The organism is Vibrio sp. R15-SG3-ISO1B, assembly GCF_059833835.1.
In genome coordinates this window covers 1-15,359 of record NZ_JCBDGG010000002.1, presented here as the reverse complement: position 1 = coordinate 15,359, position 15,359 = coordinate 1, and the positions used below count along the sequence as shown (strand labels likewise).

Genomic DNA, 15,359 nt, shown 5'->3' with positions numbered 1-15,359 from the left:
ATCGTCTTAAGGCTGCCAGCGATAGCGAACCAGTCTTACTCGGCCTTGCGGTGATACCTCAATGCCCTCTTCAATGAGGGCGTTTTTTTGTCGTTCAAACGCTTCGCCTTTCAATGAGAGCTTACCTTGACTATTGATAACCCGAAACCAAGGCAGAGATGATCCCTCCGGCAGTTGGCCCAGCGCTCGGCCGACATGTCTTGCGTAACCTGGGTAACCCGCCATTTTTGCGATCTCTCCGTAGGTAGAGACCTTTCCACATGGAATTTGGTGAATCACAGCAAAGATTTGCGCGAGAAACTGGTCCATAATGCTTTTGTCCTAGTTCGATTTTTTCCATGGAATGGATAAGGAGAGAGGATGGTATTGTCTACATTTCAGTTCTTTGTCGCAACACTGCTCGCGGTGATTTGCGCCCGCGCCATCAGCATGAGTGAAGGAGACATCCCACTGCTCGCGATGCTGATTCCCGCGCTTTGGATATTGCCTCAAGGCGGTATTGTCGGGTTGATATTGATCGGTGCAATGACGGTTTACGGCTTGACGTTGCCTTATCAGCCGATTGCGTTGTCTGTCAGCCAATGGATACTCTTCCCGCTCTTAATGGTGGTGTTCTCAAAACGCAGCAATATGTGGGTGGTGTTAACCACCGCATTGATTGTCGCAGCGCTGCAAGTTGGAATTATGGTCACACAGGCCGGTGGAAAATTAGAGGGCAGTGCCTTTATCACTGTGCTGCAAACCCTCTCAATATCGGTGGTGTGGTGGTCAGCCAATCACTGGAAACCATCGAATAAACATAGTTGGTGGGCGCTTAGTTTGATCTTGCCCCTGTGGATGGCTGAACTCTCCTACGGCGTGCTGGTGGCACTCTCGCTGACGGGTATGATTGCCTCAATGGAAACGCTGACGAAGCTAAAAACACTGCGTTGGGGGAAGTTGCTCTGTTGGACGCTGCCGACCGTCGGATTTGCTGCTTTAGTTGTGTCGCCCAATATTGACGTGCCCAACCCGGTATTTGTGGTGTGGTTTGCCTTGTTAGGCACGGCGTGGATGACCGATTACATCCTTCGCAGTGCGGAAGAAGCAGAGATTTAGTTGCATAGCTCTCACTATAAAATGTTTGGCTAGCAATTACTTGGCGTATGCAACCGAGTGTGCGAGAATCTTGCGTAATTGCAATCTCATGCAAAGGGGTGAGCAGTCTTCACCAGGACTGGTTACTTGGGTTAGTTTTTCGCTAGAGACATGAACAATGTGGTTTAGGTTTTGGCTACGGATGGTCAAACTCGGCCAAGGATTGTGGCTACTGTTGGCGTTGATGGGAGGAGCCCATGCAGCGCAAGAGCAGTATCGGGTCGCGATGGAAGCCGATGACGTCGTCACGAGGACGCTGTTTGATGCAGTGTCGCAGCATTTTTCCATCAAAGTAGAGTATGTACGCTATCCTAGTTTTAGCAACATCTTACAGTCTGTCGAGTCTGGTGAGAGCGATTTCGCGGCCAATGTCACCTATACCCCTGAGCGTGCCCAATACTTCGATTTTTCTGCGCCCACTAACATTGAATACACCTATTTGTTTAGCCCCCAAGCCCGCCGCTTAGGGGATGTTCAAGTCGTGGGCGTGCCCAACGGCACGATTTATGGCGAGCTGATTGAGCGCCACTTTCCTGCGATTACCCTCATCGAATACTCTGGCCATCACGAAGCGGTTCGACTACTGAATGCCGGTGAAGTTGACGGCGTTGTTGACGCCATTAACCAGCTTAAGCCGATGTTGCTTTCCGGTTTTGATGCCGAACTGCTGAACGATCAAATCCCCATTAAACCGGTCTCTATCGTGACAACCAAGGGCCAACACGCGGATCTCCTAGCCGCGATAGAACATTACGTCCATAGCGCTAGCGTACAAAAACTGTTGCGTGAGTCGATTCGACAATACCAATTTAATATTCGCAGAGATGCACTACGAAATGTGGCGAAAGAGAGCGGCCTTGACCTTGATCGCCCACTGAGAGTGAAGTTGGAGAATTTTGGTCAGTACGCGACTTATCATGCCGACGGCAGTGTGTCTGGGATCGCAGCTGACGTTTTGTTTCAAGCGTGTGACATCTTACTGCTTAAATGCCAGCTTGAGAGTCAAGCCAATGAAACTTGGGAAAGCATGTACCAAGATCTGGTCAATCAGGCCATCGATGTACTTGCTCCGGTTGCGGTGCTGGAATCGCGTTGGGGTGAGCTACTCTTTGGTGATTCTTACTACTTCCCTGAAGCGATTTTGGTCAAACGGGAAGGGTACAAGGAGGGCGTCTACAGCAATATTTCTGAATTGATTGCAGAGCGTATTGGCGTGATCAAAGAGGCGGCTTCTGAATCACTGCTGAATGTCTTGCTGCCCAACAAGCGCTTTAAGGTCTACAACAGTAGCCAAGCGTTGGTGACGGCGCTGCTGAATGGCGAAATCGACTACATCCCCATGACGCGTGGCAGCTTCCATGCGCTGCTGCGTGAGAGCAAAGAGGTGTTGCCACTCGAAGAGGACACCGCGATAGCGCCTTTCTACCGTTCAGAGGTAGCGATGGGCTTTGCAAACAATGAACTCGGAGCGCAATTGGTGCCGCTGTTCAATCAGGCGCTGACGATGATCGACGTCGAGAAAATCATCCACAACTATGATAACCAGCCAGACTGGAAAGCCACGCTGCATAACGAGAAAAGCTTAGCCCTGCAGAACCAAGCATTGCTTTTGTTTGTACTGGCGTTCTTGGTCATCGTGGCGTATTTCCTTTATAGCCAATCGAATACGGATAACTTAACGCGCTTGAGAAACCGGCGTGCCATGCAGCGTAAATATCGCCTCGGGCTCAAATCGCGTGACACCTTGGTCTATTTTGATGTCAACGGCTTCAAAGCCATCAATGATACCTATGGGCATGAGATAGGTGATGAGGTGTTAAAAGCGATCGCCAACCAGATCGTTCGCTACTGGCAAGGCAGCGCTTATCGTATCGGTGGTGATGAGTTTATTTTGATTGGCCCGATGGATGAAGGGCAACTGGATATTCTCGCTCAACATGTTGCGGCCTTAACCTATACCTCATGGGACAACAGTGTGTCACTCAACATTACATTGGCTATGGGCGTTTGCCAAGCGAGCGCTCGCTCACTGACGCTTCAGCAAGCCCTGAATCAGGCGGATCAAGCGATGTACAGCCACAAACGCAAGCAGCGAGAGCGCAGCAGCCAAAGCGTAAAAGAGCAAGGCAGCTTGGTTAACTGCTCCGTCAATGGCTGAGCAACCACAATTGCCTAATCATTAGGCAGTTAAGCTACTTTTCGTTGATTTGTCTGGTTAACCGCTTGAAATCAGTCAGGCGATGATTGATAATCCCCACACTTCTTAGCGCACAGTCGCAAGAAAAACGAATCAATGGAGGCTCTGGTCCTCCCGCAACAATAGCTTGTGAACTCGGTCAGGTCCGGAAGGAAGCAGCCGCAGCAAGTGACTTGTGTGCCGGGATGTGGCTGGGGCTTCCACCCTTTTGAAGCCTGCAATATATGTCGCATAACTTGCAGGCTTTTTCATATCTGCACAGCATTGGGTTCTGTGTCGCTAGGCGAAGAATTCATCTCACGTATACAGTATATGACAGTCTTCATCAGTTAGCTCATATTTGCCCCTTTTCTTTTTTCGACGAATTCAACAACCACTTGACCAAAGTAACGATTGACTCACTTTCCCTCACCTCACTATGTGGTCAAATTTACTACCGCACTGCAGAGCAACAGATAGCTATGATTACGATACGAGACTACCAGCACTCAGACGCCCTAGAAATGTGGCAGCTGAAGTTCCAAACGATTAGAACCTTGAATATCAAAGACTACACTTTTGAGCAAGTATCCGCTTGGGCTCCGGATGGCTTTGATATGATGGTTTGGCAAAAGCGCGCCGATGACATGAAACCTTTTGTTGCGGAATTCGAAGGCAAAATAGTCGGCTTTGCAGATTTACAGAAGGATGGGTACATCGACCATTTTTTCTGTCATGCCGAGTATCAAGGCATCGGGGTAGGGCGACGATTAATGGAGCACCTATTTACGAAAGGACGTAGACTAGGCATCAAGCGTTATTATTCTCACGTGAGCATCACCGCCCGTCCGTTTTATGAGCACCTTGGCTTTCGTGTTGTAGCAAAGCAGCAAGTCGATGTACGTGGGCAGCAACTCACCAACTTCATAATGGAAACAAGCGGCTAAGATGGATTGGGCAACGGCCGAAGTGCGAATTTTTTACCCGCTTACAATTGGCTTTCTATCGGCAGCCATCCGCTGATCCAAGCGCCCATTTTTAACCATAGGCTAGCGTCGGGTTCGCTATCGAATTGCACGGACTGCGCGTGATCGATCCAAATCAGTTCGCCCTCTTGCACAGTGACTTGATAGGCCTTCTCATTCAATTTACTGTACAGCTGCGCTAAGGCACGCTCAGCGTACTCAGGTTGTTCGAACAGTACCGCCAACTCGGTATTGAGCTCCGCAGAGCGCGGGTCAAGGTTCATCGAACCGACGGCAATTTTGCTTCGATCGAGCACGATGACTTTGGCATGTAAGCTGGCGTTACTGCTGCCCTTGATACTCCAACTATTGTCGATGTCTGCTGTCGCTTTGACTTCCCAAAGGGTAACGCCGCCTTCAATGAGCGCTTGTCGATATTTCGCGTACCAACCGTGAACGGCGAAAACGTCATTGGACGCGAGACTGTTGGTAATAATCGTCACTTCAATCCCTTTCTCAACTGCTGAAATCAAGGCTTGTGTGCCAGATTCCGTCGGGACAAAGTAGGGGGAAATTAAGACCAACTCACTCTCTGTTTGGCTAAGAAATTGTGTCAATCCGCTTTTTAGCGGCTCGCCTTGTCCTAGCACTTTGTTTGGCGAGTCGTAGATAAGCTGCGCCTTACCCCAGAAAAGCGAGAGTTCTGCGTTAATAAGCTTTTGATAAAGAGGTAACTGGGTAAAGTCGTATTGGCCCTGCGTGAACTGCTCTTCGATTTTAGAGCTTGCGACCCAATCTGAGATGGCTTCAGAGGTGAGCGGTGTGCGATTGGGGTAAATCCACTCCATTGGGATAGCGAAGTCGCTGTTCCAATATTCATCGAACTGCTCACTCACCGCTGCGACGGCTTCACCGTGCATCAACAGATCAAAGTCGCCAAACTCGACATCCGATTGAAATGAAAAGTACTCATTGCCAATGTTTCGCCCGCCAATCACTGACGCGACATTATCTGCCGTGAGTGATTTATTGTGCATGCGGTGGTTAAGACGGTCAAAATCACTGAGGAAGGCCGCGCTGCGCGCTGTGCGATATTGGTGAGGATTGAATAGACGAATCTCGATGTTTGGGTGTGAGTTGATGTAAGCCATGACCTTGTCATCGCGCTTTTGCATGTCGTCTAACAATAGGCGAACTCGGACGCCTCGCTCTGCGGCGATGAACAGTCGCCAACTGAGCAGTTGGCTGGTTTCGTCGTCACGGAAAATATAATACTGGAGATCTAAGCTTGCCTGTGCGGATTCAATCAGCGCCAAGCGAGTCAGGAGAGCGTCGTGGCCATGCTCTAAAGGATAGAATCCTGTCTCTCCCGGCGTCTTTTTCGAAAGGACAGAGAAATAGTGATCTAAGGGTGAGTTATGCTGATATGGCAGGGCGGTGCTGGTGGTCTTCTCATTATGGGTGTCAGGTGACGGGGAAGTACACGCCGTCATGGCGATCATAACTAAGCTAATCAACATCGTTTTAAATAAAGAAGACAAAGCCAGCGCCTGTTCAAAACCGATAGATAGCTTTGAGTGTAAATGAGTCACGCTGGAGAACTTGCTATTTTGCGTTTTTGAGATGGATAAGTATGAGAGGCGTCACATTGGCGGTTTATAAAGCATTCCACGCATTCGTCACGACGATGGATAGTTAAAAAACACACAAAATAAAGCTCTAAATTTATCAATGTAGAGTGGGCTATTGACTGACATGTTGAGCACTAGGAGTGAGTCATTTATCTCGTGAATGATCACTTTTGGCGCAGGTTGACTAAATAGGTGCATCATGGTGATTCGCTTCACAGAACCTCTCATCGGATAAGCGATTTGTAGTTAAGTAGTCGCCACCTTTCATAACTAATGTTAAATTTTCTGCACGCTTTCTAGCAGATGATGCTAGATGCTGGTGTTTATTTAGACTAAAAGGCGCATTAGTCTGTCTGCAGATGTAAAGAAATGCCAACTCTCTGGCAAACGTTTACGTATGCAGAATTATATGCCAATTCATTGATATGATCGTGGAATATTACGGTTGAATGCTACAAATTTATGGCAAATTGCTTCAATGGTTGGTAATGTGTGCCGCAATCTTTGTGGGGTTATTAGGTGATTATTGGTCGAATTTTGGGCTAAAAAAACCTAAATCACTGGCCGTTCAAGTGAAAACTACAAAGACGTCATGGATGCAAAAGAAAAACTTGGAGTTTTACTCATGTACAAGAACAAAATCACACAAGCCCTTCTACTAGGTGCTGGCCTTGCAGTGGCCTCTACCGCAACTTTTGCCGCTGATGTTCCAGCGGGTGTCGAACTAGCAGCAAAACAGGAATTCGTCCGTGGTAACGGTACGGAAGTGGCGTCGCTAGACCCTCATAAAGTTGAAGGTGTGCCTGAGTCTCACGTTCTACGTGATTTGATGGAAGGCCTTGTTATCCAAGATGGCCCGGGTAATACCATCCCAGGTGCTGCTGAATCTTGGTCTACTGAAGACAATCAAACGTTCACATTCAAAATCCGTAAAGATGCGAAATGGTCGAACGGCGATCCTGTCACCGCTTATGATTTTGAATACAGCTTCAAACGCGCTGCTGACCCAATGACTGCGTCTCCTTACGCTTGGTATATCGAATACACCAAGATGAAAAATGCGAAAGACATCATCGCAGGGAAGAAAGACGTGGCTGAGCTGGGTGTGAAAGCCGTGGATGAGCACACGCTCGTGGTTGAAACTGAAGTACCACTGCCATACTTCGTGAAGATGATGGCGCACACCACGATGTACCCAGTACATAAAGCGACGGTTGAGAAGTTCGGCAACGACTGGACGAAACCAGGTAACTTTGTCGGTAACGGTGCGTACGTGTTGTCTGATTGGGTAGTGAACGAGAAGATCGTTCTAGAGCGCAATGCTAACTACTGGGATAACGCCGATACCGTCATTGATAAAGTGACTTACCTGCCTATCGAAAACCAAAACGCGGAAATGAACCGTTTCCTATCGGGTGAAATCCACATGACTTACGAAGTGCCAAATGAGCAGTTCCGTCGTCTTGTGAAAGATTACCCAGATAACGTGGTTGTTTCACCAAACCTATGTACTTACTACTACGGTTTCAACAACCAACGTCCTCCGTTTGACGATGTTCGCGTACGTAAGGCGCTGTCTTACTCGATTGACCGTGACATCATCACTCAAGCGATTCTAGGTCAAGGCCAAAAACCTGCTTACGCATTAACGCACAGCGGCATCACAGGTTTCGCACCTGAAGCGCCAGAGTACGCGACAATGACGCAAAAAGAGCGCGTAGAGAAAGCGAAAGAGCTTCTTGCTGAAGCGGGCTTCGGTCAAGGCAAACCTCTTGATTTCACGTTGCTGTACAACACCAGTGAAAACCACAAGAAGATCGCCGTCGCGGTTCAATCTATGTGGAAAAAATCGCTGGGTGGTTTCGTCAACGTTAAGCTCGAGAACCAAGAGTGGAAAACTTACCTAGACAGCTCTAAGCAAGGCAACTTTGACGTTCGCCGTGCAGGTTGGTGTGCAGACTACAACGAAGCCTCTACCTTCCTAGCGATTGCGATGACTGAAAACGGTTCAAACGACCAGAAATACTCTAGCGAGATTTTTGATAAGGCCATGAACGACGCAGTAAAAGTAGCGAAAACTGAAGAAGAGCGTAACAAGTACTACGCGATCGCAGAAGCTCAGTTGGCACAAGATATGCCAATCGCACCTATCTATCAGTACGTTCAGCCACGTCTAGTAAGCAAACAGCTTGGTGGCTACCCTGATCAAAACCCGCAAGACAATATCTACTCAAAAGACATGTACATTATCAAAAAGTAATCCTTGAGTAAGATATCCAGTGCGCTGATAGCCCGCGTTATTAGCGCACTGTTTTTTTAGATGTGAGATGTTTTATGTTAAAGCTAATTTTCTCTCGAATTTTGGAAGCTATTCCAACCTTACTTGTCCTAATAACCGTATCGTTCTTCTTGATGCGGTTTGCACCGGGTAACCCTTTTTCTTCAGAGAAGACACTGCCTCCTGAAGTGATGCAAAATATCAACGAGAAATATGGCTTGGATAAGCCTCTATTTGAGCAATACACCACCTACTTAGGTAATATTCTTCAAGGCGACTTTGGCCCCTCGTTCAAGTACAAAGATTATACGGTGAATGAGTTGGTGTCTGAGGCGCTACCTGTATCGGCAAAAGTCGGTTTCTATGCCTTTATCTTCACTGTGATTGTCGGAGTGGCGGTCGGCACGCTCGCCGCGTTAAAGCAAAACACCTGGCTCGACTATACGGTGATGTCCACCTCCATGATAGGGGTGGTACTGCCGTCGTTTGTTTTTGCCCCCGTGCTTATCTACATTTTCTCGATTGGTCTGGGGTGGTTCCCAGCGGGCGGCTGGAACGGCGGTGCGATTGAGTACATGGTTTTGCCTGTCCTTGGTATGTCCTTTTTGTACATCGCCACGTTTGCGCGTATTACCCGTGGCTCGATGATTGAAACCTTGAACAGTAACTTTATCCGCACTGCGCGTGCGAAAGGTTTGAGCTACCGTTACATCGTTCTTAAACACGCACTGAAACCTGCGTTGTTGCCTGTCGTCTCTTACATGGGCCCTGCGTTTGTCGGCATCATTACCGGTTCGGTGGTGATCGAGACCATCTTTGGTCTGCCTGGCATTGGTAAGTTGTTCGTCAACGCCGCATTTAACCGCGATTACTCGCTGGTGATGGGAATTACGATTTTGATCGGTTTCCTCTTCATTCTTTTCAACGCAGTGGTAGATATTCTCCTTGCAATGATTGACCCGAAAATTCGCTACTAACAGGGAAGATTGGTTATGTTAACGAAAAAAGAGAACCTCGAAGCGGTCGAGAAGTTTGCAGAGAATTTGGAAGTCGAAGGCCGCAGTTTGTGGCAAGACGCCCGTATTCGTTTTATGCGCAACAAGGCGGCAATGATCAGCCTGTGCATTTTGTTTGTGATGACCTTAGCGGTGATCTTCCTGCCAATGATTGCGCCGTACACATTCGATGATACCGATTGGTACGCGATGCACGTTGGACCAAGTGCTGAGCACTGGTTTGGTACCGACAGTCTAGGTCGTGACCTCTACGTACGTACGCTGATTGGTGGCCGAATCTCACTGATGGTGGGTGTACTCGGCGCCTTGGTGGCGGTTCTGATTGGTACCCTCTATGGCGCAACCTCTGGGTTTATCGGCGGTAAAGTCGATAGAATCATGATGCGTATTTTGGAGATCCTTTACGCGGTGCCATTTATGTTCCTTGTAATCGTATTGGTGACCTTCTTTGGCCGAAATATCATTTTGATTTTCGTCGCGATTGGTGCCATTGCTTGGCTGGATATGGCGCGTATTGTACGTGGTCAAACTTTGAGCCTACGCAGTAAAGAGTTCATTGAAGCGGCGCACGTCTGTGGCGTCAGTAACTGGAAAATCATTACCCGTCATATCGTGCCAAACGTACTGGGTATTGTGGCGGTTTACTCCACACTGTTGATCCCAAGCATGATTCTGACTGAATCTTTCCTTTCATTCCTTGGTCTAGGTGTACAAGAGCCGATGACAAGTTGGGGCGCACTTCTACAAGAAGGCTCGCAAACGATGGAAATCGCTATTTGGCAGCTGACTTTCCCAGCCGCGTTCATGGTGGTGACCTTGTTCTGCTTCAACTACGTTGGTGACGGTCTGCGCGATGCGCTTGATCCTAAAGACAGATAATTAAAGAGAAAGATTAAGGAAGCAATGATGAGCTTATTAGATGTCAAAGATCTGCGCGTCGAATTTACCACGCAAGATGGTATCGTCACCGCAGTTAACGATCTGAACTTCTCACTCAACCAAGGTGAAACACTGGGTATTGTGGGTGAATCTGGTTCAGGTAAATCGCAAACAGTTTTCGCTATCATGGGGCTGCTGGCCAAAAACGGCATCATCTCAGGTAGTGCTAAATTTGAAGGCAAAGAGATTCTCAACTTGCCAGAAAAAGCGCTCAATAAAGTGCGCGCTGAGCAAATTGCGATGATCTTCCAAGATCCTATGACGTCACTGAACCCTTATATGAAGGTCAGTGATCAGTTGATGGAAGTGCTGATGCTGCACAAAGGCATGGGCAAGGCCGAAGCGTTTGAAGAGTCGGTACGCATGTTGGAAGCAGTGAAAATCCCTGAAGCGCGCAAGCGTATCACCATGTATCCGCACGAATTTTCAGGCGGTATGCGTCAGCGTGTGATGATCGCAATGGCGCTATTGTGTCGTCCTAAACTGCTGATCGCTGATGAGCCGACGACCGCTCTGGATGTAACAGTTCAAGCGCAGATCATGGATTTGCTTAACGAGCTAAAACAAGAATTCAACACCGCCATTATCATGATCACGCACGACTTAGGTGTGGTTGCAGGTTCATGTGACAAAGTGCTGGTGATGTACGCAGGCCGTACCATGGAGTACGGTAGCGTGGATGAGATCTTTTACAACCCAAGTCACCCTTATGCAGAGGGTCTGCTCAAAGCGATTCCTCGCCTGGATACCGAAGGGGAGGTGCTGCCCACCATTCCTGGAAACCCGCCAAACTTGCTACGTCTGCCGACCGGCTGTCCGTACCAAGAGCGTTGCCATCGCGTGATGGATCGCTGTAAGCAAGAAGCGCCAATCCTGACGCCATTTGGTCAAGGTCGTCAACGCGCGTGTTTTTCTGATTGGGAGGCTTGGACGAAATGAGTGCAGATAAAAAAGTCATTCTAGACATTTCAGAGTTGAAGGTGCACTTCAATATTGCCGCAAAATCGGCGTGGCCATGGGCCAAACCTTCAACGCTAAAAGCGGTGGATGGTGTTAACGTGCGTTTGTACGAAGGCGAAACGCTCGGCGTAGTGGGCGAATCTGGCTGTGGTAAATCCACCTTCGCCCGTGCCATCATCGGCTTGGTCGAAGCGACTGACGGTGAAGTGGTGTGGCTTGGGCAAGACTTGACCAAGATGAAAGAGGTCCAGCGCCGTGAAACGCGTAAAGAGATCCAGATGATTTTCCAAGATCCGTTGGCGTCGCTTAACCCGCGAATGACCATTGGTGACATCATCGCCGAGCCGCTGGAGACTTTCTACCCAGATCTCTCCAAAGAGGAAGTGAAGCAGCGCGTTAAAGAGATGATGAAGAAGGTCGGTCTGCTGCCTAACGTGATTAACCGCTATCCTCATGAGTTCTCGGGTGGTCAGTGTCAGCGTATCGGTATTGCTCGTGCGCTTATCTTGAATCCGAAGATGATCATCTGTGATGAGCCGGTATCGGCGCTAGATGTATCGATTCAGGCTCAGGTTGTGAACTTGCTTAAAGAGCTGCAAAAAGAGCTGGGTCTGTCACTGGTGTTTATCGCCCACGATTTGTCGGTGGTCAAACACATTTCTGATCGCGTGTTGGTGATGTACTTGGGTAACGCAGTGGAGTTGGGTGAAGCTCACGCGCTGTTTGATAACCCGAAACACCCTTACACACGCGCACTGATGTCGGCGGTGCCGATTCCCGATCCCAAGTTGGAACGTGAGAAGCAGATTGAAATGTTAGAAGGCGATCTGCCATCACCGATCAGTCCGCCGTCTGGTTGTGTGTTCCGCACCCGCTGTCCACAAGCGACTGACGCGTGTGCTAAGACTAAGCCAACCATTCAAGGTAGCGATGTGCACGCAGTATCGTGTTTGCATGTGTCCGTCTCATAATTGACGTATTATGCAAGTAAACTCCCAATGCCAGTCTGATGACTGGCATTGTTGTCTCTAGCCCTTTGTTATTAGGTTCTGACGTTTTCCTGACACCTGATAGGCACTTTTGACGATAATTTCCTGCAGAACTTAAACCGCTAAGGAACTCATCAATGAACAAGAGAAGCGTTAGCATGGTAGGGGGCACGTTGGCAGTATTGCTTGGCTCGTCCGCAGCCATAGCAAACCCGGACAAAACCCCAATTTCGGTCGGTATGGCCTACGATCAAGAGCTCAGTGCGGTATTGGAGCTCGATAATCAATACCGTTTCACCCTCGGCAATGATGGTGCTGCATTTGACTACCTGATCACTTCTGGTCGTTTTGATGGCAACGCCCCAGTCTCTTGGTATGTCGGTGTTGGTGGTTGGAGCGAGTGGGATCACAAAGAGTTTGGCGTGCGCGTGCCACTGGGCTTGAAATGGGATCTGGGCAAAGGTTGGGATCTTTACGGCCAACTCCACCCAGAGCTTGACCTATACAGTGGTCCTGAACTGCAAATTGGCGGCGCACTCGGCATTAAGTACAACTTTTAAGCGCTCCAATTAGACTCTCTACGCCACCGCTTTGTCGGTGGCGTTTTTATGCCTGCTCGATATTGAGAATCCTAGAATCGCCACGTGAGCCCGATGTTGGCGGAAAATTGATTCATCCAATCGGTCTTAAAGCGAATGATGCACTGTTCGCTGCCATCGCTGGGTAGATTGCATATCCCGCTGGTGTCATTGTCCACCACAGTCCCGAGCCAGCGTACTTGCGTGTTAACAGAAAGTTGCGAGTTGAGCTGGTAATCAAAGCCACCAAAGATCGATGCGGAAAACCCAGTGTGATCATCCACCCATTGGGCATCCATGTAGGACGCGCCCAAACCGACGCCAACGTAGCTCGACAGCCCCGGATTCAGTGGATAGTAAATACTGCTCTGAAAGTGAAGATAGTGAGTGGTCGCTCGCTCTGAAATCTTTTCTACATCGGTCGACTGCGTGGCGTAAAAAAGGCCGATGCGTCCCTTATCTAACGTATGTTCTAGGCTAAAAGCGTAGCTCTCTGACGGTTTGAGGTCGTAGGTTTGTCCGTTTTGATCTTCTAACTCGCCGCCCAGTGTCACACCTAGCCAAGGGGTGAGGAAAGTCTCGGCGTAGCTGATAGAGGGGAGGGCGCAAAGTAAAAGCAAGGGAGTGAGCAGGCGCAGACAAGTCATGAGCGGTTCCTTATCGAGAATCTAATCGCAGTGGGATAAGGCAATTGTGACGCTAACGCCATAATTAAACACAAAAAAGATGTGGTATTTGAAGATACTTCACAGAGGTGTTATTACTTTGTTAAACAACAAGGAGATGTCTATGGAACACGATCTCAAATTTGCCCTCATCATCGTCGCGACCGTCTTTACCGTGTTAATTGGCTATGGACTTATCGCGATCAATGCGGCTTAACCGCCATCATGAACAACAGCGGATGCATTACTAATGCTGCTGTCGAGTTAGACGAATCCCGACTCGCCAAATATACCGGTGGCAAAAACGCTTTGGTTGCCCAAGGGGGCGGCCAAAGAGGTATCTTCACTGCCGGTGTACTTGATGCTTTTCTTCTCTCCAATTTTGACCCGTTTGATACCTTCTATGGCACCTCTGCTGGTGCGTTGAACTTGTGTGCTTACCTTTGCCGTCAACGCGGAATCGGTCGCTCTTTCATCTTGGATTTGACCACGGATCCGCAGTTCTTCAATCTTTTCGGTTACATCCGCCGCAAACAGTACCTTGGGCTAGATTGGTCGCTGGATAAAATCAGTGATTACCCCTACCGATTGGATGTCGACTTAGGGCGCAAAGTGCTGGGTAAGCGTGATGCCTATGCGGCGGTCACGGATACGCATCATCTTCTCGATCACTATTTGCCCATGTTAAAAGACGATTGGAAAAAGGTGCTGATTGCCACCTGCGCGATTCCAAGGCTCTACCCCAATACAGTGGCATTTGATCATGGAGAATACGTGGATGGCGGGGTGTCGGCGTCGATCCCGGTGCAAGAAGCGTGGCGCAAGGGCGCTCGATGCATTGTCGTGATCCGCACTGAAGGGGATGATCTTGCCGTGGAGCCCACTCCTCTTACACAAACAGAGAAAGTTGAGTGGTTTCGTGACTCTTTCAATCTGATTCAAGAGCAGTGGCAGCAAAAGCTGTCGCAATGGAAGTTGGATTGGGGCGCGTTTTTGTCGGAAAAGGTGCAGAAAAACAAACAGCTGCAAATCCAAAAACAAGGCTTTGAGGCGCTCAATGGCGGGCGTTGGCTGTTTGGCGCCGACGATGTGTACCGTTTGAGTCATTTGTTGGGCGATAAGTTTGACTCACATTTAGCCGATATGTTGATGGTGCACTATCAAACCTACGCCTTGACGCAAGATTTCCTTCATTCGCCACCGGATGATTGTTTTATTGTGCAAATTAAGCCCGATAAACCTCTGCAATCGAGTTCGCTGATGAGCGAGAAATCCGCGTTAGAACACGATTATCAACTCGGTCTAGAGGCAGGTTATCGATTCGTCGAGACCTTCGCCCGATGCAGCGATCAGCGCTTGTTCAGTGGTTAGAGGTGCAGGCGAGTTAAGCGAGAAGAGGTTTAAAGTCGGCCAGTAAACCGGCTCAGCAAATAAACAATCAATAGGGAGCTTTGCTCCCTATTGGCGTTCTTTGGCTAGGCTTTCAAGATTCGCATGCAGTTGGTCGAGCCCACCACATCCATCACGTCACCGAGCGTGATCAACACTAAGTCGCCTTCATCGAGTAACCCTTTTTCTTTGAGCGTATTGACCGCGGCTTGAGCGGTGTTAAAGCCTGTGTCGCCTTTGTAGTCAAAGAAAATCGGGAACACGCCACGGTAAAGGGCGCTGCGATTTAACGTATCTTCGTTGCGAGAGAGAGCAAAGATGGGCAGCCCTGAGCTTGGACGAGACATCATCAGTGCGGTGCGGCCAGATTCAGTCAGGGTAATGATGCCTTTAACGCCTTTGGTATGATTGGCGGCGAACATGGTGCTCATCGCGACCGCTTCTTCGGCGGATTCAAATTCTGAATCGACTTGGAATTGACTGCGATTGATGGAGGCCACGCGCTCGGCACCCAAACAGACTTCGGCCATCGAAATCACGGTCTCAAGAGGGTATTTACCTGCTGCGGTTTCACCCGAGAGCATCACCGCATCGGTGCCATCCAGTACCGCGTTGGCCACATCCATGACTTCCGCT

General features: G+C 49.0%; 15 protein-coding genes and 1 other RNA gene. 12 read left to right on the top strand and 4 right to left on the bottom strand.

The features are described from left to right. Positions 1-6 precede the first annotated feature (6 nt). Positions 7-309 (bottom strand): MGMT family protein, encoded by a 303-nt coding sequence (locus tag AC6R0S_RS00305; protein WP_500632532.1) that lies wholly within the window; start codon positions 307-309, stop codon positions 7-9. Positions 310-360: 51 nt separating this feature from the next. Here AC6R0S_RS00305 and AC6R0S_RS00300 point away from each other — a divergent pair, with 51 nt between their 5' ends. The 4 genes from AC6R0S_RS00300 (at position 361) to AC6R0S_RS00285 (ending at position 4,260) form a co-directional block, all read left to right on the top strand. Further along, positions 361-1,098, top strand: coding sequence for a VP0952 family biofilm-associated protein (locus tag AC6R0S_RS00300; protein ID WP_500636968.1), 738 nt, complete (start codon positions 361-363; stop codon positions 1,096-1,098). A gap of 157 nt (positions 1,099-1,255) precedes the next feature. Then, positions 1,256-3,295, top strand: a complete 2,040-nt coding sequence (locus tag AC6R0S_RS00295) for a GGDEF domain-containing protein (RefSeq protein ID WP_500636967.1) — start codon at positions 1,256-1,258, stop codon at positions 3,293-3,295. Between the two features lie 142 nt (positions 3,296-3,437). After that, an RNA gene (gene ffs, locus AC6R0S_RS00290) (signal recognition particle sRNA small type) lies at positions 3,438-3,534 on the top strand. Positions 3,535-3,795: 261 nt separating this feature from the next. Then, on the top strand, positions 3,796-4,260 hold the full coding sequence (locus tag AC6R0S_RS00285) for a GNAT family N-acetyltransferase (RefSeq protein ID WP_500636966.1): 465 nt from the start codon (positions 3,796-3,798) through the stop codon (positions 4,258-4,260). Positions 4,261-4,301: 41 nt separating this feature from the next. Here the strand turns inward: AC6R0S_RS00285 and AC6R0S_RS00280 are convergent, their stop codons facing one another. Continuing rightward, positions 4,302-5,798, bottom strand: a complete 1,497-nt coding sequence (locus tag AC6R0S_RS00280; RefSeq protein WP_500637017.1) for a phospholipase D family protein — start codon at positions 5,796-5,798, stop codon at positions 4,302-4,304. Between the two features lie 736 nt (positions 5,799-6,534). On the opposite strand from AC6R0S_RS00280, the gene AC6R0S_RS00275 reads away from it, so the two are divergent. The 6 genes from AC6R0S_RS00275 (at position 6,535) to AC6R0S_RS00250 (ending at position 12,651) form a co-directional block, all read left to right on the top strand. Further along, positions 6,535-8,169, top strand: coding sequence for an ABC transporter substrate-binding protein (locus AC6R0S_RS00275; RefSeq protein WP_334550882.1), 1,635 nt, complete (start codon positions 6,535-6,537; stop codon positions 8,167-8,169). A gap of 74 nt (positions 8,170-8,243) precedes the next feature. After that, complete coding sequence (gene oppB, locus AC6R0S_RS00270; protein ID WP_334550880.1) at positions 8,244-9,164, top strand: oligopeptide ABC transporter permease OppB; 921 nt, start codon at positions 8,244-8,246, stop codon at positions 9,162-9,164. Positions 9,165-9,179: 15 nt separating this feature from the next. After that, the gene (gene oppC, locus AC6R0S_RS00265) at positions 9,180-10,082 is read left to right on the top strand and encodes an oligopeptide ABC transporter permease OppC (RefSeq protein ID WP_334550879.1); all 903 of its coding nucleotides are present in this window, start codon (positions 9,180-9,182) and stop codon (positions 10,080-10,082) included. A 27-nt stretch (positions 10,083-10,109) separates the two neighbouring features. Continuing rightward, positions 10,110-11,081 carry an ABC transporter ATP-binding protein gene (locus AC6R0S_RS00260; protein WP_334550877.1) on the top strand — a complete coding sequence of 324 codons (972 nt, stop codon included), beginning with the start codon at positions 10,110-10,112 and terminating at the stop codon, positions 11,079-11,081. Beyond that, on the top strand, positions 11,078-12,073 hold the full coding sequence (gene oppF, locus AC6R0S_RS00255) for a murein tripeptide/oligopeptide ABC transporter ATP binding protein OppF (protein WP_487902387.1): 996 nt from the start codon (positions 11,078-11,080) through the stop codon (positions 12,071-12,073). The genes AC6R0S_RS00260 and oppF overlap by 4 nt, the downstream gene beginning before the upstream one ends. Before the next feature lie 155 nt (positions 12,074-12,228). Then, the gene (locus AC6R0S_RS00250) at positions 12,229-12,651 is read left to right on the top strand and encodes a hypothetical protein (RefSeq protein ID WP_500636965.1); all 423 of its coding nucleotides are present in this window, start codon (positions 12,229-12,231) and stop codon (positions 12,649-12,651) included. Between the two features lie 71 nt (positions 12,652-12,722). Here the strand turns inward: AC6R0S_RS00250 and AC6R0S_RS00245 are convergent, their stop codons facing one another. Continuing rightward, positions 12,723-13,316 carry an outer membrane protein gene (locus tag AC6R0S_RS00245; protein WP_500636964.1) on the bottom strand — a complete coding sequence of 198 codons (594 nt, stop codon included), beginning with the start codon at positions 13,314-13,316 and terminating at the stop codon, positions 12,723-12,725. Between the two features lie 142 nt (positions 13,317-13,458). Here AC6R0S_RS00245 and cydH point away from each other — a divergent pair, with 142 nt between their 5' ends. Next, entirely contained in the window at positions 13,459-13,551 is a 93-nt protein-coding gene (gene cydH, locus AC6R0S_RS00240; RefSeq protein ID WP_334550872.1) for a cytochrome bd-I oxidase subunit CydH, read from the top strand. An 8-nt stretch (positions 13,552-13,559) separates the two neighbouring features. After that, complete coding sequence (locus AC6R0S_RS00235; RefSeq protein WP_500636963.1) at positions 13,560-14,705, top strand: patatin-like phospholipase family protein; 1,146 nt, start codon at positions 13,560-13,562, stop codon at positions 14,703-14,705. Positions 14,706-14,809: 104 nt separating this feature from the next. Here AC6R0S_RS00235 and AC6R0S_RS00230 read toward each other — a convergent pair. Next, the coding region (locus tag AC6R0S_RS00230; RefSeq protein WP_500636962.1) for a pyruvate kinase at positions 14,810-15,359 on the bottom strand (550 nt) is incomplete at its 5' end.